The sequence below is a fragment of the Variovorax stachyos genome, assembly GCF_051400855.1.
Taxonomy (GTDB): Bacteria; Pseudomonadota; Gammaproteobacteria; order Burkholderiales; family Burkholderiaceae_C; genus Variovorax.
The window spans coordinates 404,396-422,089 of sequence record NZ_JBLFFN010000001.1; the positions used below are offsets into that span (position 1 = coordinate 404,396).

Annotated in this window: 16 protein-coding genes; 11 read left to right on the plus strand and 5 right to left on the minus strand. The window is 66.4% G+C overall.

Features of this window, described 5'->3' with window-relative positions; genetic code table 11:
• The first annotated feature begins 29 nt into the window (after positions 1-29).
• From ACMGEZ_RS02015 to ACMGEZ_RS02055, 9 genes are all read left to right on the plus strand, one after another.
• Positions 30-524 carry a DNA-deoxyinosine glycosylase gene (locus tag ACMGEZ_RS02015; RefSeq protein ID WP_436820563.1) on the plus strand — a complete coding sequence of 165 codons (495 nt, stop codon included), beginning with the start codon at positions 30-32 and terminating at the stop codon, positions 522-524.
• Positions 521-1,270, plus strand: coding sequence for a class I SAM-dependent methyltransferase (locus ACMGEZ_RS02020; RefSeq protein WP_436820564.1), 750 nt, complete (start codon positions 521-523; stop codon positions 1,268-1,270). The genes ACMGEZ_RS02015 and ACMGEZ_RS02020 overlap by 4 nt, the downstream gene beginning before the upstream one ends.
• Positions 1,267-3,057, plus strand: coding sequence for a type IV pilus assembly ATPase TfpB (gene tfpB, locus ACMGEZ_RS02025; RefSeq protein WP_436820565.1), 1,791 nt, complete (start codon positions 1,267-1,269; stop codon positions 3,055-3,057). Before ACMGEZ_RS02020 ends, tfpB begins: the two co-directional genes overlap by 4 nt.
• A 122-nt stretch (positions 3,058-3,179) precedes the next feature.
• Positions 3,180-3,668 (plus strand): tripartite tricarboxylate transporter TctB family protein, encoded by a 489-nt coding sequence (locus tag ACMGEZ_RS02030; protein ID WP_436820566.1) that lies wholly within the window; start codon positions 3,180-3,182, stop codon positions 3,666-3,668.
• 11 nt (positions 3,669-3,679) lie between these two features.
• Positions 3,680-5,194, plus strand: coding sequence for a tripartite tricarboxylate transporter permease (locus tag ACMGEZ_RS02035; protein ID WP_436820567.1), 1,515 nt, complete (start codon positions 3,680-3,682; stop codon positions 5,192-5,194).
• Between the two features lie 89 nt (positions 5,195-5,283).
• Complete coding sequence (locus ACMGEZ_RS02040; protein ID WP_436820810.1) at positions 5,284-6,258, plus strand: Bug family tripartite tricarboxylate transporter substrate binding protein; 975 nt, start codon at positions 5,284-5,286, stop codon at positions 6,256-6,258.
• Positions 6,259-6,262: 4 nt separating this feature from the next.
• Positions 6,263-7,876, plus strand: coding sequence for a gamma-glutamyltransferase family protein (locus ACMGEZ_RS02045; protein WP_436820568.1), 1,614 nt, complete (start codon positions 6,263-6,265; stop codon positions 7,874-7,876).
• A 6-nt stretch (positions 7,877-7,882) separates the two neighbouring features.
• Positions 7,883-8,806 (plus strand): DMT family transporter, encoded by a 924-nt coding sequence (locus tag ACMGEZ_RS02050; RefSeq protein ID WP_436820569.1) that lies wholly within the window; start codon positions 7,883-7,885, stop codon positions 8,804-8,806.
• 156 nt (positions 8,807-8,962) lie between these two features.
• Entirely contained in the window at positions 8,963-9,754 is a 792-nt protein-coding gene (locus ACMGEZ_RS02055; protein ID WP_436820570.1) for an SDR family oxidoreductase, read from the plus strand.
• A gap of 427 nt (positions 9,755-10,181) precedes the next feature.
• Here the strand turns inward: ACMGEZ_RS02055 and ACMGEZ_RS02060 are convergent, their stop codons facing one another.
• A complete protein-coding gene (locus ACMGEZ_RS02060; RefSeq protein WP_436820571.1) occupies positions 10,182-11,147 on the minus strand; it encodes a diiron oxygenase in 966 nt (321 codons plus the stop codon).
• A gap of 163 nt (positions 11,148-11,310) precedes the next feature.
• Between ACMGEZ_RS02060 and ACMGEZ_RS02065 the strand changes: the two genes are divergently transcribed.
• Both ACMGEZ_RS02065 and ACMGEZ_RS02070 read left to right on the plus strand, forming a co-directional pair.
• Positions 11,311-12,045: a response regulator gene (locus ACMGEZ_RS02065; protein ID WP_436820572.1), complete on the plus strand. Its 735-nt coding sequence runs from the start codon at positions 11,311-11,313 to the stop codon at positions 12,043-12,045.
• A 50-nt stretch (positions 12,046-12,095) separates the two neighbouring features.
• Positions 12,096-12,869, plus strand: a complete 774-nt coding sequence (locus tag ACMGEZ_RS02070; protein WP_436820573.1) for a class I SAM-dependent methyltransferase — start codon at positions 12,096-12,098, stop codon at positions 12,867-12,869.
• A 20-nt stretch (positions 12,870-12,889) separates the two neighbouring features.
• On the opposite strand, the gene ACMGEZ_RS02075 is transcribed toward ACMGEZ_RS02070, so the two are convergent.
• The 4 genes from ACMGEZ_RS02075 to ACMGEZ_RS02090 all read right to left on the minus strand — a co-directional run bounded on the left by ACMGEZ_RS02075 (position 12,890) and on the right by ACMGEZ_RS02090 (position 17,675).
• Positions 12,890-14,215 (minus strand): NAD(P)/FAD-dependent oxidoreductase, encoded by a 1,326-nt coding sequence (locus ACMGEZ_RS02075; protein ID WP_436820811.1) that lies wholly within the window; start codon positions 14,213-14,215, stop codon positions 12,890-12,892.
• An 11-nt stretch (positions 14,216-14,226) separates the two neighbouring features.
• Positions 14,227-15,363, minus strand: a complete 1,137-nt coding sequence (locus tag ACMGEZ_RS02080; RefSeq protein WP_436820574.1) for a zinc-binding dehydrogenase — start codon at positions 15,361-15,363, stop codon at positions 14,227-14,229.
• A 49-nt stretch (positions 15,364-15,412) separates the two neighbouring features.
• Entirely contained in the window at positions 15,413-16,456 is a 1,044-nt protein-coding gene (locus ACMGEZ_RS02085; protein ID WP_436820575.1) for a hypothetical protein, read from the minus strand.
• A 154-nt stretch (positions 16,457-16,610) separates the two neighbouring features.
• A complete protein-coding gene (locus tag ACMGEZ_RS02090) occupies positions 16,611-17,675 on the minus strand; it encodes a hypothetical protein (protein WP_436820576.1) in 1,065 nt (354 codons plus the stop codon).
• Between the last annotated feature and the right edge of the window lie 19 nt (positions 17,676-17,694).

Here is a 17,694-nt window from a genome sequence, read left to right on the forward strand (position 1 = left end):
GTGACAGGCGCGCGGATGACGCAAGCGCCATGCTCGCGGGGCTGGCGCCGATCGTTTCGGAAACTTGCGTGTTGTTGATTCTTGGCAGCTTTCCGAGCGTCCGGTCGATCGCGCAGCGGCAGTATTATGCGCACCCGCAAAATCAGTTCTGGAGAATCTTGCAAGCCATCTGGCCCGACAGCCCGCTGCCCATGGGCCCCGAGAGCTATCAAAAGCGTAGCGAATGGCTGCTCGCGCGCGGCCTCGGCGTGTGGGACGTGTACGCGCGCTGCAGGCGCGAGGGCAGCCTCGATGCGGCGATCCGCGATGCGGTGCCGAACGACATCGCCGGGCTGCGCCTGCCGGCCCTGGCCGCCATCGCGCACAACGGCGGCGAGAGCTTCAGGCATGCGCGGCACACGCGCACGCTCGGCGTGCCGGTCCATCGCCTGCCCTCGTCCAGCCCGGCGCATGCATCCTGGAGCTTCGAACGCAAGGCGGCGGCATGGCGCGAGGTGATCGCGCAGTACCTGCCCGTTCCATGAAGCGCGCCTTGCCCGAGGTCAACTTCTCCGACTTCGGGGACGTGCGCTACCTGCACCTGGGCACCGAATGGGTCCAGGGCTCGATGAAGCTGGACGCGCCCTTCGAGATCGAGCTCGAGTACGTGCAGCGCATGATGGCCTGGCTGCTCTTCGTCGACCCGGCCGAGGTGCCGAAGCGCCACGCCATGCAGCTGGGCCTGGGCGCCGCCAGCCTCACCAAGTTCTGCCGCAAGGCGCTGCGCATGCGCACCACGGCGATCGAACTCAACCCGCAGGTGGTGGCGGCCTGCCGCGGCTGGTTCAAGCTGCCGGCCGACGACGCCAAGCTGCGCGTGGTGGTGGCCGACGCACAGACCGAGATCCGCAAGCCCGCGTGGCAGGGCACGGTCGATGCGCTGCAGGTCGACCTCTACGACCACGAGGCGGCGGCGCCCGTCCTCGACAGCCAGGACTTCTATGCCGACTGCCGCCGGCTGCTGACCGAGGATGGCTGCATGACGGTCAATCTCTTCGGCCGCTCCTCGAGCTACGAGCGCAGCGTCGAGAAGATCGCCGCCGCATTTGGCGAGAAAGCGCTGTGGGCTTTCCGGTCGACGCGCGAAGGCAACACCATCGTGCTGGCTCAGCGCAGCCCGAGCCGTCCCAAGCGGCCCGAGCTTGCCGAGCGCGCCCAAAGCATCCAGACTCGCTGGGGCCTGCCTGCGCCCAAATGGCTGCGGGTGTTCAAACCGATTGCAGACCGATGAGCGTCCTGACCTCTCCCGCCTCCGCTACCTCTGCTCGTCCCGAAGGGCCGCTCAACCTGCGGCAGCTGATCGAGTGGCTCGCGAAGGACCGCGTGATCTCGCCCGAGGAGGCCAAGCGCACGATGACGCGCTGCGGCCAGGCCGAGAGCCGCCAGCCGCCGCTGGTGCGGCTGGCGAATGTCGCGATGACGCGCCAGGGCGATGGCAAGCCGCTCGACCTGGAGATGCTGACCGAATGGCTGGCCGGCCGCGCCGGGCTGGCGTACCTGCGCATCGACCCGTTGCGTGTCGATGTCGGCAAGGTGGCCGACACCATGAGCGCCGCCTACGCCGAGCGCCACAAGGTGCTGCCGGTGCAGGTCACGCCCGCCGAGGTGGTGGTCGCGACCGCCGAGCCCTTTCTCACCGACTGGATCGCCGAGGTGGAGCGGCAGGCCCGCCGTCCGGTGCGGCGCGTGGTCGCGAACCCGACCGATATCCAGCGCTACACGGCCGAGTTCTTTTCGCTGGCTAAGTCGGTGCGCGCGGCGCAGAAGGCCGGCGGCAATGCGGGCGGGGCGAGCTTCGAGCAGCTGGTCGAGCTGGGCAAGAGCAACAAGCAGCTCGACGCCAACGACCAGAGCGTGGTGCAGGTGGTCGACTGGCTGTGGCAGTACGCCTTCGACCAGCGCGCCAGCGACATCCACCTGGAGCCGCGGCGCGACCAGGGCGTGATCCGCTTCCGCATCGACGGCGTGCTGCACCCGGCCTACCAGATGCCGATGGGCGTGATGAACGCGATGGTGTCGCGCATCAAGCTGCTGGGCCGCATGGACGTGGTGGAAAAGAGGCGCCCCCTGGACGGCCGCATCAAGACGCGGAACATGCGCGGCGACGAAGTCGAGATGCGCTTGTCCACGCTGCCCACGGCCTTCGGCGAGAAGATGGTGATGCGCATCTTCGACCCCGACACCGCGGTCAAGGACCTCGATGCGCTGGGCTTCGCGCAGCACGACGCGCAACGCTGGGAGCAGCTAGTGACGCGGCCGCACGGCATCATCCTGGTGACGGGGCCGACCGGTTCCGGCAAGACCACCACGCTCTACTCGACACTCAAGCGGGTGGCGACGGAGGAGGTCAACGTCAGCACCATCGAGGACCCGATCGAGATGATCGAGCCCTCCTTCAACCAGACGCAGGTGCAGCCGCAGCTGGACTTCGGCTTCACCGAGGGCCTGCGCGCGCTGATGCGGCAGGACCCGGACATCATCATGGTGGGCGAGGTCCGCGACCTGGCCACCGCCGAGATGGCGGTGCAGGCCGCGCTCACCGGCCACCTGGTCTTCAGCACCCTGCACACCAACGACGCGCCGAGCGCCATCACGCGGCTGATGGAGCTGGGCGTGCCCAATTACCTGATCAACGCCACGATGCTCGGCGTGCTGGCGCAGCGCCTGGTGCGCACGCTGTGCCCGCACTGCAAGGCGCCCGACGAGAGCGTCACGCGCGAGCAGCTCGGCGCCTTCGTCAAGCCCTGGCAGATCACCGGCTCGGTGCGTGCCTACAAGCCCGTGGGCTGCGTCGATTGCCGCATGACGGGCTACCGCGGCCGCATGGGCCTGTACGAGCTGCTCACCGTGAGCGAGCCTTTCAAGACGCTGGTCGACAAGGAGCCGAACGTGATGGCGCTGCGGCACCAGGCCGTGGCCGACGGCATGCGGCCGCTGCGGCTGGCCGGTGCCCTGCGCGTGGCCGAAGGGCTGACCACGGTCGATGAAGTGCTGAGCGCCACTCCGCCCCTCGAGTAGCGCGACCTGCGCGGCTGTCCCTCCGGAGTAACCCTAGCCTTTCGCTAGGTGGTATCCACATCGATCCTGACCGGGAGCTGACCCCACAATCCGCTGTTCGAAATTTTTCGAGGGGACAGTTCGTGAAAATCAAAAGTCAGAAAGACTTTTTCGCGGGTCTGATGTTCACCATCGTCGGCATTGCCTTCGCATGGGGAGCGACGACCTACAGCGTGGGCACCGGCGCCCGCATGGGACCCGGCTACTTTCCGTTGATGCTCGGCGTCCTGCTCGGCGTCCTGGGGATCATCGTGATCTTCACCTCGCTGACCATCGAGACGGTGGACGGCGAGCCGGTCGGCAAGATCGCCTGGCGTCCGCTGGCCTTCATCATCGGCTCCAACCTGATCTTCGGCATTCTGCTCGGCGGCCTGCCCGGCATCGGCCTGCCGGCCATGGGACTGATCGCCGCCATCTACGCGCTGGTGCTGGTCGCGGGCCTCGCGGGCGAGCGCTACAGCCTCAAAGCAAGCCTGATCCTCGCCACCATCCTGGCGGTGGGCAGCTATGTCGCCTTCGTGGTCCTGCTCAAGCTGCAGTTCCAGGTCTGGCCCACCTTCATCACCGGCTGAGAGCGACTGCCATGGAACTCATCGACAACCTGACCATCGGCTTCACGGCGGCCTTTACGCTGCAGAACCTGATCTACGCTTTCGTCGGCTGCCTGCTGGGCACGCTGATCGGCGTGCTGCCCGGGATCGGCCCGGTCGCCACCATCGCGATGCTGCTGCCGGCCACCTACGCACTGCCGCCGGTGGCTGCGCTGATCATGCTGGCGGGCATTTACTACGGCTCGCAGTACGGCGGCTCCACCACCGCCATCCTGGTCAACCTGCCGGGCGAATCGTCCTCGGTGGTGACCGTGATCGACGGCCACCAGATGGCCAAGCAGGGGAGGGCCGGTCCAGCGCTCGCGGCGGCAGGCCTGGGCTCCTTCTTCGCGGGCTGCGTGGGCACGCTGATCCTGGCCGCCTTCGCGCCCCCGCTGACCGAGCTGGCCTTCAAGTTCGGCCCGGCCGAGTACTTCTCGCTGATGGTGCTGGGCCTGATCGGCGCCGTGGTGCTGGCTTCGGGCTCGCTGCTCAAGGCGATCTGCATGATCGTGCTGGGCCTGCTGATCGGCCTGATCGGCACCGACGTGAACTCCGGCGTCGCGCGCTACAGCTTCGACATTCCGGAGCTGACCGACGGCATCGGCTTCATCGTGATCGCAATGGGCGTGTTCGGCTACGGCGAAATCATCTCCAACCTGTCGCGCCCCGAGGAAGAGCGGAAGATCTACACCGCCGAGGTGCATGGACTCTGGCCGACCAAGGCCGACTTCAAGAACGGCTTTCCCGCCGTGCTGCGCGGCACCACGCTGGGCTCGTGCCTGGGCATCCTGCCCGGTGGCGGTGCGCTGCTGTCCGCCTTCGCGGCGTACACCATGGAGAAAAAGCTGCAGCTGAAGCCGGGCGAAGTGCCCTTCGGCAAGGGCAACATCCGCGGCGTGGCCGGCCCCGAGGCGGCCAACAACGCGGGTGCGCAGACCTCCTTCATCCCGCTGCTGACGCTGGGCATCCCGCCCAACCCGGTCATGGCGTTGATGGTGGGTGCGATGACCATCCACAACATCCAGCCCGGCCCGCAGGTGATGACCAGCAACCCCGAGCTCTTCTGGGGCCTGATCGCCTCGATGTGGATCGGCAACCTGATGCTGATCATCCTGAACCTGCCGCTGATCGGCATCTGGATCAAGCTGCTGTCCATTCCCTACCGCTGGCTCTTCCCGGCCATCGTGCTGTTCTGCGCGATCGGCGTCTACTCGACCAACAACAACACCTTCGATGTCTGGATGGTCGCGATCTTCGGTGTGGTGGGCTACACCTTCATCAAGCTGGGCTGCGAGCCGGCGCCGCTGCTGCTGGGACTGATCCTCGGGCCGATGATGGAAGAGAACCTGCGGCGGGCGCTGCTGTTGTCCCGTGGCGCGTGGAGCGTGTTCGTCACGCGGCCGATCTCGCTCGGGCTGCTGATCGTGGCGGCGATGATGGTGGTGATCGTGCTGCTGCCTGCAGTCAAGTCGAAGCGCGAGGAAGCCTTCGTCGAGCCGGACTGAGCCTCCCGGCTTCTCCAAGCGGCGCCCTCGGGCGCCGTTTTTGTTTTGAACGGCCCCGACCCCAAAGCGTCAGAATCTGAACCATGAAACTGAAGAGATCCACCTTTCTACGTGCCGGCGCTGCGGCGCTGTGCGCGACGGCATGGCCCGCCGCCTTTGCACAGCAGGCCTATCCCAACAAGCCGATCCGCCTCGTCGTGCCTTTCCCGGCCGCCGGCGCGACCGATCTCTTCGCGCGCACCCTGTCGCAGAAGATGGGCGAGAAGCTGGGCACCACGCTGGTCATCGACAACAAGCCGGGCGCCGGCGGCGCGATCGGCTCCGACCTCGTGGCCAAGGCGCCGGCCGACGGCTACACGCTGCTGCTGGCCACCACCAGCACGCATTCGATCGGACCCTCGATCAACCCCAAGCTGCCCTACGACACGGTGCGCGATTTCGCGCCCATCGCGCATGTGGGCGATGCGCCGAGCATCATGCTGGTGCCCAACAGCTCGCCGGCGAAGACGGTGCGCGAATGGATCGAATACGCGAAGAAGAACCCCGGCAAGCTCAACTACGCCTCCAGCGGCAACGGCACCATCGTGCAGCTCACGGCGGAGCTCTTCAAGTCGCAGGCCGGCGTGTTCGTCACCCACATTCCGTACAAGGGCACGGCGCTCGCCATTCCCGACCTGATCAGCGGCAAGGTGGACGTGCTCTTCGATTCGCTGCCTACCGGCATGCCGCACGTGCGCGACGGCCGCCTGCGCGCACTGGGCGTGACCTCGCTGAAGCGCAGCCCGCTTGCGCCCGACTTGCCGGCCATCGCGGACGTGCTGCCGGGCTTCGAGTCGAACACCTGGTTCGGCCTCTACGGGCCGAAGGGACTGCCGGCCGATCTCGTGGCGCGTGTCAATGCCGCGGCCAACGAGGCGGTGAGCGATCCGGAAGTGCGCGACAAGCTTTCCAGGCTGGGCATCACACCGGCCACGGGAACGCCCGCGCAGTTCGCGGCGATGGTGGCGCAGGACGCCGCCAAGTGGAAGAAGATCATCATCGAACGCAAGATCATCAGCGACTGAAGCCATGAAGTTCGACTACACCAACCCCTACACCTCCACCCGCATTCCGGTCTTCGCGCGCAACGTCGTCTCGACCTCGCATCCACTCGCCGCCCAGGCGGGCCTGCGCATCCTGCAGCAGGGCGGCAATGCGGTCGATGCGGCCGTCGCGACCGCGGCCGTGATGACCCTCGTCGAGCCCGTGAGCAACGGCCTGGGCAGCGATGCCTTCTGCATCCTGTGGGACGGCGAGAAGCTGCACGGGCTCAATGCCTCGGGCTGCTCGCCGGCCGCGTGGACGCCGGAGTACTTCCAGCGCAAGTACGGCAAGGACGCCCGGACGCCGCCGCAGCGCGGCATCGATTCGGTCACGGTGCCCGGGGCCGTGGGCGGCTGGGTCGCACTGTCCGAGCACTTCGGCAAGCTGCCCTTCGAGGACCTGATGGCGCCGGCCATCGAGATCGCCGAGCGCGGCTACCTGGTGCCGCCGGTGGTGCAGCAGAAGTGGGCCGCCGCCACGCCGCTCCTGCAGTCGCAGCCCGGCTTCAGCGAGGCCTTCCTGCCCTGGGGCCGCGCGCCCGAGGTCGGCGAGCTGTTCCGCTTCCCGGCCGCGGCGCGCGCGCTGAAGGCCATCGCCGCCACCAAGGGCGATGCCTTCTACAGCGGCGAGATCGCCGAGGCGCTGGAAAAGTTCTCGAGCGCCAACGGCGGCAGCCTCAAGGTGCGCGACCTCGCGAACTGGAAGCCCGAGTGGGTGGCGCCGATCGCGCAGGACTACCGCGGCTACACCGTGCACGAGATGCCGCCCAATGGCCAGGGCATTGCGGCGCTGATCGCGCTGGGAATCCTGCAGAACTTCGACATGGCCTCGATGCCCGTCGACTCCGTGGCCTCGCAGCACCTGCAGATCGAGGCGATGAAGCTGGCCTTCGCCGACACCTACCGCTACGTGTCGGACCCATCGTCGATGGAGGTGTCGCCGCTGCAAATGCTCGATGGCGCCTACCTTGCCTCCCGTGCCAGACTCATCGACGTGAACAAGGCGCAGGACTTCAAGGCCGGCAACCCGATCAAGGGCGGCACGATCTACCTCACCGCGGCCGACGAGAGCGGCATGATGGTGAGCTTCATCCAGAGCAACTTCATGGGCTTCGGTTCCGGCTGCGTGGAGCCGTCCTTCGGCATCAGCCTGCAGAACCGCGGCCACGGCTTCAGCCTGGATGCCCAGAGCCCCAACGTGGTGGAGCCGCGCAAGCGCCCGTTCCACACCATCATTCCGGCCTTCCTGACGAAGGACGGCCAGCCGGTAATGAGTTTCGGCGTGATGGGCGGCAACATGCAGCCGCAAGGCCACATGCAGACCCTCGTGCGCATGCTGGACCACGGCCAGAACCCGCAGGCCGCTTGCGATGCGCCGCGCTGGCGCTTCAACCAAGGGCTGGAGATCAACGCCGAAGCGGCGATGAAGCCGGAACTCGTGCAAGGCCTCGGCGCGCTCGGCCACAAGGTCGAGGTGATCAACGACTCCTACCAGGATTTCGGCGCCGGCCAGTTCATCTGGCGCGCGGGCGAGCCGGCAGTGGAAGGCTATGTGGCGGCGAGCGACGCCCGTCGCGACGGCTTGGCCGCCGGGTTCTGATCGCCGATGTCCTCCGCCCAGGCCGCTACAAGACCGCACGCGCACAAGCACCTCGGCCCGGGCCTCGCGCTCGCCTCGCTGGGCGCCATTGCCTTCAGCGGCAAGGCCATCATCGTCAAGCTGGCCTACCGCTACGGGGTGGACGCGGTCACGCTGATCATGCTGCGCATGCTGTTCGCCCTGCCGCTGTTCGCGCTCATGGCCTGGTGGGCCGGGCGCGGCAAGCCGGCGCTCACCCGGCGCGACTGGATGGGCGTGATCGGGCTCGGCTTCTCGGGCTACTACCTCTCCAGCTTCCTGGACTTCGCCGGGCTGGCCTACATCACGGCCAGCCTGGAGCGGCTCATCCTCTATCTCAACCCGACGCTGGTGCTGCTGTTCGGCTGGATCGCCTACCGCCGCCGCATCACGCGGTGGCAGATGGCCGGCATGGCGATCAGCTACGCGGGCGTGCTGCTGGTCTTCGGCCACGAGTTGAGCCTGGGTCAGTCCAGCGCGGCTGCGTGGGGCACGCTGCTGGTGTTCCTGAGCGCGGTGAGCTATGCGATTTACCTGGTCGCCAGCGGCGAGTTCGTCAAGCGGCTCGGCTCGCTCCGGCTGGTCGGGCTGGCGACCGGCGTGGCCTGCGTGTTGTGCATCCTGCAGTTCGTGCTGCTGCGGCCGCTGGACACCGCGCTGCACGTGGCACCCGAGGTGATCTGGCTCTCGGTGCTCAACGCGACCGTGTGTACCGCGCTGCCGGTGCTGGCAGTCATGATGGCCATTGAGCGCATCGGTCCCGCAATGGCCGCGCAAACGGGCATGATCGGCCCGATGTCGACCATCCTGATGGGCGTGCTGATCCTCGGCGAGCCCTTCACAGCGTGGATCGCGGCCGGCACTGCGCTGGTCATCACTGGCATTTTTGTCTTCACGAGAACAGGGCGTTGAAACTCTTCCCCAGGTTGGCCCACTTCGTGTGGCCGCCCACCCCCTCATCGGGGGCAACACCAGCGGCCCGGCAAAGCCGGTTCCGCGGTGTTCCCCGAATCGACCGCGACAGTCTCTTCTGTCGCGACCCACACAACGCGTCAAGGAGCAATTGATATGGATCTCGGAATCACAGGCCGCACGGCCCTGGTGTGCGGCGCCAGCAAGGGGCTGGGCTATGGCTGCGCCGAGGCGCTGGTGCGCGAGGGCGTGAACGTGGTGATCGTGGCGCGCGGTGCCGAGGCACTGGGCGAGGCCGCGAAGAAGCTCGAGGCGGCGGCCCGTGCGGGTGGCCCCTGGGTCAGGCCCGTGGCCGCCGACATCACCACGCCCGAAGGCCGCGCGGCCGCCTTCGCCGCGCACAAGGACTACGACATCGTCGTCACCAATGCCGGTGGCCCGCCGCCCGGCGATTTCCGCGACTGGGACCGCGAGGCCTGGATCAAGGCGTTGGATGCCAACATGCTCACGCCCATCGAGCTGATCAAGGCCACGATCGACGACATGGCGGCGCGGGGCTTCGGGCGCATCGTGAACATCACCTCCAGCTCGGTGAAGGCGCCGATCGACATCCTCGGCCTGTCCAACGGCGCGCGCAGCGGGCTCACCGGCTTCGTGGCCGGCGTGGCACGCAGCCCTGTGGCGGCGCGGGGAGTGACGATCAACAACCTGCTGCCGGGTGCCTTCGAGACCGACCGCCTCAGGGGCACGATGGCCGGCACCGCCCAGAAGTCGGGACAGGATTTCGATGCGGTGTGGGAGAGCCGCAAGAAGATCATCCCGGCGAAGCGCTTCGGCACGCCGGAGGAGTTCGGCGCGATCTGCGCCTTTCTGTGCAGCGTGCAGGCGGGCTATTTGAACGGGCAGAACATCCTGGCGGATGGCGGGGCGTACCCGGGTACCTACTGAACTCTTGGCGATCCACGGGATCGCTCCGTTGCAGCGGGCGTCAAGTGCTGCGCGCTGCAAAGGCGCCTGCGGGTGTGCGGGAGACGGTGTGCCGGTATCCCGAAGACCCCAACCGCTGCGGCGTGGCCGCGGTATTCGGATCACCCCCGACGTGTCCTCCGCGGAAGGTGGTCTGCGGCCCGGGCGACTTCTGGGGCGGCGAGGAGCGCAGCCTGGGGGCGGGCGCGCCTGCCGAAGGACAGGCGCGCTTCGTGAACTGACTCGCCGCAGCTGTCTGAGCGGAGTGCACCGAAGGGGCACGCAGCGAGTTCTGCGGCGCCGCCCCCAGGCGAGCACCGCAGTGGAGTCGGCGCGAAGCGCCGACCGCCCCAGCAGGAGCCCGGGCCGCAGACCGCCTTCCGCGGCGCGCAGCCCTGCATCGCCCGGCTCAAGCCGCCATTGCTTCGGCCACGCCAGGCTGCTTCGGCATCGCATAGCCGAGCGGCGCGGTGGCGTTGCGGATGCGGGTGGCCTGCGCCGCATCCAGGCAGGAGAACAGGACCTTGTTGAAGCGCGGCTCCAGCAGGCCCGAAACGATGTACTGCCACCGGTAGGCCTTCAGCACCAGCGCATGGATGGCCGCCGCGCGCTCGGCGTGCCGGGACAGGCCGGTGATCGCGCAGAAGTAGCCGGCATCGGCCGCGGCCTGCACCTGCACGGTGCCGTCGACCGCCCCGACCAGCGCGATCAGCTCGCCGACCGCAGCGTCGCGCCCGGCGGCGTCGAGGCGGGCGTCCTCCTTCAGGAACTCCATCTCGTCGAGGATGGCGTGCTGCGACTCCTCGCGCCAGTGGTACAGGAAGACGTCCTTCCACAGCGGGCAGATGTGCTCGTCCGATGCGATGCTGGCGCGGTAGTGGGCCAGCGAGAAGAGCTCGACGTAAAGCGTCAGCGCCAGCACGGCCCAGTTGCCGCTGCCGAGCACCTCCCGAGCGATGGCATCGGGATCGGCGCTCATGACATAGCCGGATGGCATGTCCTGCCCCATCATCGACTCCAGCCGGCGGAACAGCTTTTGATGCTTGAGCTCCTCCTCGGTCATGCGCACCAGCGCCTCCAGGGCGACCTGGTCGCCCAGCGCCTGCGCCCGGCCGAGCTCCATGACCTTCGCGGTGATGAAGCGTTCGACCAGGGCGAACATGTTGGCGTAGGTGCGCCCCTGCACCTGGCTGAGCAGGCGCTGCTCCTCGCTGCTCAGGAAAGGCAACTCGTCCACGAGCGACAGCCCGTCGGGCAGGAAATGGCGGCCGTAGTCGAATCCGCGGCGGCGGATGATGTCGCGATCGATCTCCCAGCGCACGCGCTTGGAGACCTCGATGACCTTGGCGTAACGCTCGGTGCTGGTGCTGTTCATGGCTCGTTCCTCAGGTTGGATAAAAACACAGGGCCGGCGCCGCCTCGGCGGGTATGCCCGACCCTGTCCCGCAGTCTCGAAGCCACAGGTAACGAGCGCGCATCAGCCGTCATCGCCTGTGTTGTGGTTGTGTAGCGCCCGGGTGTCGCGCAGAATCCCGCGGATGGAAGAGCCCACCCGCGTCCTCATCGTCGACGACGACGCCTCGGTGCGCGCCATGCTGCGCGAATACCTCGGCGGGCACGGCTTCGCGATGAGCGAGGCGTCCAGCGGCCCGCAGATGCGCGAATGCCTCGAGCGCGAGGCGCCGCACCTGGTGCTGCTCGATATCCGGCTGCCCGGCGAGGACGGCCTGAGCCTGGCCAAGTACCTGCGCGAGCACCATGACGTGGCGATCATCATGGTGACGGCCTCGGGCGACGTGATCGACCGGGTGGTCGGCCTGGAGATCGGCGCCGACGACTACATCGCCAAGCCCTTCGACCCGCGGGAGCTGCTGGCGCGCCTGAAGAGCGTGCTGCGCCGCACCCGCGCGCGGACGGGGGCGCCGGAGCCGCCGGCCTCCGCGCCTGCGCCCCTCGGCGGCGGCCGCCAGCGCTTCGGCCGCTGCGAGGTGGACATGGAGGCGCGCCGCCTGTTCGAGCAGGGCGGCGCCGAAGTCCCCCTGACGGCGATGGAATTCGAGCTGCTGCGCGTGTTCCTGGCCAACCCCAACCGCGTGCTCTCGCGCGACCAGCTGCTGGTGCACACCCGCAACCGCGAGTGGGAGCCCTTCGACCGCTCGATCGACATCCGCATCGGCCGCCTGCGGCGCAAGGTGGAGCCCGACCCGGCGGGGGAGCCGCGCTGCATCAGGACGGTGCGCAACGCGGGCTACATGTACGTGCCCGACGCCTGATCGCGACCGCCCTCGCGCGATGCGGTCCGGGGGCGCGCCTAAGATGCTTCATGACGTCCAACTCTAAACCTCAAGCCCCCGTTGCTGCCGAGCAACTGCCGCATGGCCGCCTGCCTGCCTACTACCGCGACGAAGCGGAGCACCAGCACTTCCTGCGTCGCATCTTCGACGAGACGGCGGGCGACTATGACCGCATCGAACGTGTCCTTGCAATGGGCACCGGCCGCCGGTACCGCAAGATGGCACTGCAGCGAGGAGGCCTGAAGCCGGGCGACAAGGTCGTGGACGTCGGCATCGGCACGGGGCTCCTGGCGCGCGAGGCTTGCGCCCTCATCGGCATGGAGGGAAGCCTCATCGGCGTCGATCCGAGCCCGGGCATGCTCGAGCATGTCGATGTTCCCGGCGTGGAGCTGCGGGTCGGCCGCGCGGAGCAGTTGCCATGCAACGACGCCGAAGCCGATTTCCTGAGCCTGGGCTATGCATTCCGGCACGTCTCGGACGTCAGCAAGGCCCTGTCCGAGTTTCGCCGTGTGCTGCGCCCCGGCGGCCGGCTGCTGATTTTGGAGATCAGCAGGCCCCGAAGCCGTGTCGGCAATGCGCTGCTCAAAGGGTACATGCGCACGATCGTGCCCGTCATCGCGGGCCTGGTCGCGCGTGATCGCGCCACACCCGAGCTATGGCGCTATTACTGGGACACCATCGAATCCTGCATCGCACCGGCACAGATCCTCGCGTCGATGGAGGCGGCCGGGTTCGAAGCGGTTCGACGGCACACCGAACTCGGGATCTTTTCCGAGTACAGCGCCGTCAATCCCCGCGCCTGAGGGTCCACGGCTTTGCGGGCTCAGTCGGACTTCATGATCGTCTCGCCCCGAAGCAGGCCCATGTCGCGGATGTTGAAGCGGTGGCGCTTCCATCCGTCATAGGTGCGGCGCCAGTTGAGGGCGGACACGAAGTAGTACACCACCTTGAACATGAACAGCGACCGGCGGTAGGCGGCGCCGTGGTGGATGTCGGCCGCCAGCAGCGACATCAAACCCTGCTTGACCTTGAACACGTTCTGGGGGTGCATGAACATGTCGCGGATCGTCGGGTTGGTGACGCGGTAGATGAACCACGAATAGTCCCGCGGGCCCACGCGCATGCGCTTCTCCAGCGCCTGGCGCGCTGCCGGCAACTCCGGCGGCCGGTCCAGCGCGGTCGCGACCAGTTTCGCCCCATCGAAGGCGCTCTGCATCGCCAGGAAGACGCCGGAGGAGAACATTGGGTCGATGAAGGTGAACGCATCGCCGATGATCAGGTAGCGATCACCTGTCGCATGCGTACTGGCGTACGCGAAGTTGCCGGTGGCGTGCACCTTGTCGTCCACCAGCGTCGCGTCCTTCAGCCGGTCGGCCAGTTCGGGGCACAGGGCGATGGTGTCGTAGAAGTACTCCTTGAGCGGCTTGTCCCGCGCCTTGAGGTAGTAGGCCCAGCACACTGCGCCCACGCTGGTCGTGCCGTCGGCCAGCGGGATGAACCAGAACCAGCCGTGCTCGAACCAGCAGATGCTGATGTTGCCCTCCCGCTTGCCCTGTAGCCGCCGGGCGTTGCGGAAGTGACCGAACAAGGCAGTGCTGTTGTGGTTCGGGTTTTTCTTCTTGCACTTGAACTTGTTGGCCAGGACAGTGTCACGCCCACTGGCATCCACGAGGAAGCGAGCACGCCAGCTGCGCTTCTCGCCATCGCCGAGCACGGCCCGCACAGTGGCGCCGGCCGAGTCGATGTCGACCTCATGAACCCTTGCGCCCTCAATGGCCTGGGCGCCAACCTTCCCGGCATTCCGAAACAGCAGCTCGTCGAGCTCCGACCGCCGCACTTGCCAGGCCGAGGCCATGGACGGGTCCCAGCCTTCCGAAAAGTCGACGTAGCTGCAATAGTCGAGGTCGGGCGGCACGAACTCGATCCCGAACTTCGGCATGCCGATCTTCTCGACCGCCTCGCGCACGCCGAGCTTGTCGAACAGCTCGACGTTGCCCGGCAGCAGCGATTCGCCGATGTGAAAACGCGGATGGTGTTCCTTCTCGAGCAGGACCACGCGCCGCCCTTCACGCGCGAGAAGCGTCGCGATGGTCGAGCCGGCGGGGCCTCCACCGATCACCAGGACGTCACATTGCTCAGGTGCCTGCATGGGCAGACCGCTCAAGCGCGATTCGGGTTGAGGAGGTACTTCTCGCCCGTCGCCTGCTTCGCGTACACCGCGATCTCCTCGGGCCGCAGGGCCTCGCGCAAGGACACCTCCTTGGTGTAGCGGCTCGCGAAGGTGGTCTTGAGCTCCGCCGCCACGCGCGCCTTGAGCCGCGCTGCGCCCTCGGGGCCGACCTTCTGCAGGAAGTTGAAGAGCAGCCAGCCGCCCATGCCCCAGGTCATGCCGAAGCCGCGCGTGAACTCGGTCGGGCCGCGGTCCAGGCCGCCGTAGATGTAGACCTGCTTGTGGATGGGCGTCCCGTAGCGGCTGTACTCGGTCGCCTTGCGCAGCAGCGCGGCCTCCATGGCGTTGAGGATCTGCCCGGCCAGCTTGCCGCCGCCGATCGCATCGAAGGCCAGCGTGGCGCCGGTGGCGTCCAGGGCGTCGGTCAGGTCCTCCATGAAGGCCGGGGCGCTGGCGTCGCACACATGCCTCGCGCCGATGGCGCGCAGGATCTCCGCCTGCTCCTTCCTGCGCACGATGTTCACGAGTTCGACGCCGTCCGCGAGGCAGATCCGGTTGAGCATCTGCCCGAGGCTGGAAGCCGCGGCCGTGTGCACCAGAGCCTTGTGCCCTTCGCGCTTCATGGTCTCGACCATGCCCAGCGCGGTGAGCGGGTTGACGAAGGCCGAAGCGCCCTCGGCAGGCGTCGTGCCCTCGGGCAGCGCCATGCACTGGGCCGCTGGGAGGCAGCGGTACTGCGTGTACATCGCGCCGCCGAGCATCGCGACCGTCTTGCCCAGCAGCGCCTGCGCCTCGGGCGAGCTGCCGGCCGTCACCACCACGCCGGCGCCTTCGTTGCCGATCGGCATGGACTGGTCGAGCCTGCCCGTCATGGCTTTCATGGCGGCTTCGGGGACGGTGGCGGTGATCACAGGGCGCTCGGGAGTTCCGCTCGGCTTGGCGGTCTTCATGTCGGCGGCGCCGAACAAGAGGCCGAGGTCGGAGGGGTTCATGGGAGAGGCCTCGACGCGCACGATCACTTCGTGAGGCTTCGGCTCGGGGACCGGCTCCTCGGCGAGTGAGAGTTCGAGTTCGCCGTTGCGGCGGATCAGCGAGCGGAGCTGGAGGGTGGTGCGGGGTTGGGTCATGCGTGTGTCTCCCGGATTTGAGGGCTGCCAGTATAGGAGTCGGTTCCGGTCATGGATGCTTCGGCGTCGGGGGTATGGCAGGCCCGGCGGGCATCGTGAACACGGGCTTGGGAGCGGCGGGCGGCGGGTGCTTCATTCGCACCTCGATCGTCTCTGCGAGAAAGCGCATGTAGCTATTGCCAGGGTTCTGATCGGAGTGACGCCGAGCGATGGCCGCCAGTTTCTGCACCTGCGAATCCGGCGCGGCCTCCGCAAGCAGCGACATCGCCTCCCATGACGAAAGATATGTCAAGACTTTGCGCGGATCGGTGCCAGGCTCGCTCAGCTTCGCAACGATGATCTCGTCCATGCTGCGCCCCGTCTTCGCGCTCTCGATGGTGGCGCTCGCGCGCAGCCAAGTTTCATAGCGCAGCCCGTCCGTCCCGCCGTACTGGCCAACCTCCGGACCGAAGTCGGGCTCTGTGTTGCGCAACAACTGGGCCATGTCCTCGGAGGACTTCAGGAAAGGCGCCGCGCTGAAGTCTTGGCCACTGTTGAGTGCGTCCGCCAGGATGTCGGAGGCGAGTCGATTGGAGGATGCCCGGATTTCCGCCATGAATTCCTTTTGCTTTTCCAGTGGCGCGCTGGGGATCAAGTGCGCCATCTCGCGAAAGTAAGCATCGGTGGACAGGGCGCCGCTCTGAAGGGCCTGATCAAGTACGTGCTTAGTGTCCGGGAGATACCCCAGCCTTGCGTAGTCTGTCGCGGCATAAGCTGCGACCTGCTTGTTCGAGTCGGCAGCGAGACTTTTCAATTCGAGGGCAATGTCCTGGTTCGCACCGGACGTGTTCTCACGGTTATAGAGCGAGAAAAGGATGGAAGGCATAGCGATTTTTTCCTCGTCGCTCAACCGGCCACTACGTGAAAGCCCGAGCGCCAACGTTGCCGACAGAGGGGTAGCGGGAATGCCTTTTACACGCATTTCTTCCAAGGCAATGCGCCCTGATACCCCGGGTGTCGGTTTATAGGAGCGCAGTGGATTCTGTTCGTCGAGCTTGGAGGCAGCAATCGCCAGGTTGGCTCGATACTCGGCCGCCCCATCTCCCAGGGGCATGCCGGGAGTTCCTATTGAGGAGGCCGATGGAATCTCAGATTGCTCCGCTCGCAAACCAGTCGGAGACGCTCCCGCGGCGAGACTGTCGTAGAGAGCAAAGCTGGCCGCGAGACCCGCCACTCCGAGCAAGGTCCAGTGAAGCCTTTTCATTCACTTATCCTCTGAAGTTCTTCAATGCTTGAAATACGACCGTAGGAATGATCGAAGCTGTCAAGATGTTGTTCTTGAAGAAATCCCAGCGTGCATATGGCGAGTCCGAAGATACGCTTTGAATTGGGTTGCCCTTCGCATCTACTTGGCCGCCGGCAGTAAAAATTTTATAGATATCTATTACAAAAGTGTCGCAGCGATACGTGCCTTTCCTTGCCTCAGACGTCGCAGTTCTCGGCAAGGCAGGCGTTGCTGTCGGCAAGATCGTATAGTCGGCACCCAGTCTGTAAATCTGTTGTGCACGTGCATTCATCGCCCTCCGACTGTCCAATACTCGCGGGGGATTGTCCTTGCAGTTCGCGTCGAAACACCCTTTGACGTAGAAATCCGGAATGTTCGGGTAACCTGCGCCCCAGTACGCATTCGGTCCCTGCGCTCGAACCATCGATTTGAAGTTGTCGATCGTTACGTATTGAGCGACGAGCGGCTCGTTCATGACTTGATAAATGTTCGTGCCATCGAAGTAGCCCACATGTCCAGGCGCGGCAAGCCAGCCCACGAGCTCGCGGCCGACCACGTCGCCGGCCTGCTTTGGTTCTGGCTTGATTAGGTCGGGATCGGACCCGATCCCCCAGAGCGCTTGCCCATTCGCCGCCACTACAACGAGGTTGCCATCGTCTTGCGGCTTCAGATAAGCGCCCGCATTGCCTGAGGTCGCGGAGTACCAGGTGGCATAACGTGCGGGCGGCTCCTTGTAGTGAACGGGCTCACCCTTTTGTGCAGGAAGAGCCGGCGGGTCGTAGTAGGTGACGGCATTTCCATCACCCTGCATGACGAGAAATCCACCGGGGAGATTCCACGTTCCGGTGTTCCAACGCACCGCGCCGTCAGCGACACGGTAGTACACGAGATTTCCGTCGCCCTGCATGACCAGCATGTACTGCTGATTGTCTGAATAGATGCTTTGCCCCGCATGCAACGCCGAGCCGGGCGCCAGAATGGCGGCGCTGGCAAGCTCGGCCAGGAAAAACAGGGTTGCGGCGATGACCCTTGGAATCAACTCCCTCATTTTTCTTCCTTTGGCTGGT

What these genes read in the sequence shown, in the direction of transcription:
- ACMGEZ_RS02090 (WP_436820576.1), bottom strand. Translation starts at nt 17,675, where the DNA reads ATGAGGGAGTTGATTCCAAGGGTCATCGCCGCAACCCTGTTTTTCCTG.
- ACMGEZ_RS02060 (WP_436820571.1), bottom strand. Translation starts at nt 11,147, where the DNA reads ATGAACAGCACCAGCACCGAGCGTTACGCCAAGGTCATCGAGGTCTCC.
- ACMGEZ_RS02065 (WP_436820572.1), top strand. Translation starts at nt 11,311, where the DNA reads ATGGAAGAGCCCACCCGCGTCCTCATCGTCGACGACGACGCCTCGGTG.
- ACMGEZ_RS02070 (WP_436820573.1), top strand. Translation starts at nt 12,096, where the DNA reads ATGACGTCCAACTCTAAACCTCAAGCCCCCGTTGCTGCCGAGCAACTG.
- ACMGEZ_RS02085 (WP_436820575.1), bottom strand. Translation starts at nt 16,456, where the DNA reads ATGCCCCTGGGAGATGGGGCGGCCGAGTATCGAGCCAACCTGGCGATT.
- ACMGEZ_RS02055 (WP_436820570.1), top strand. Translation starts at nt 8,963, where the DNA reads ATGGATCTCGGAATCACAGGCCGCACGGCCCTGGTGTGCGGCGCCAGC.
- ACMGEZ_RS02015 (WP_436820563.1), top strand. Translation starts at nt 30, where the DNA reads ATGCTCGCGGGGCTGGCGCCGATCGTTTCGGAAACTTGCGTGTTGTTG.
- tfpB (WP_436820565.1), top strand. Translation starts at nt 1,267, where the DNA reads ATGAGCGTCCTGACCTCTCCCGCCTCCGCTACCTCTGCTCGTCCCGAA.
- ACMGEZ_RS02045 (WP_436820568.1), top strand. Translation starts at nt 6,263, where the DNA reads ATGAAGTTCGACTACACCAACCCCTACACCTCCACCCGCATTCCGGTC.
- ACMGEZ_RS02035 (WP_436820567.1), top strand. Translation starts at nt 3,680, where the DNA reads ATGGAACTCATCGACAACCTGACCATCGGCTTCACGGCGGCCTTTACG.
- ACMGEZ_RS02050 (WP_436820569.1), top strand. Translation starts at nt 7,883, where the DNA reads ATGTCCTCCGCCCAGGCCGCTACAAGACCGCACGCGCACAAGCACCTC.
- ACMGEZ_RS02080 (WP_436820574.1), bottom strand. Translation starts at nt 15,363, where the DNA reads ATGACCCAACCCCGCACCACCCTCCAGCTCCGCTCGCTGATCCGCCGC.
- ACMGEZ_RS02020 (WP_436820564.1), top strand. Translation starts at nt 521, where the DNA reads ATGAAGCGCGCCTTGCCCGAGGTCAACTTCTCCGACTTCGGGGACGTG.
- ACMGEZ_RS02075 (WP_436820811.1), bottom strand. Translation starts at nt 14,215, where the DNA reads ATGCAGGCACCTGAGCAATGTGACGTCCTGGTGATCGGTGGAGGCCCC.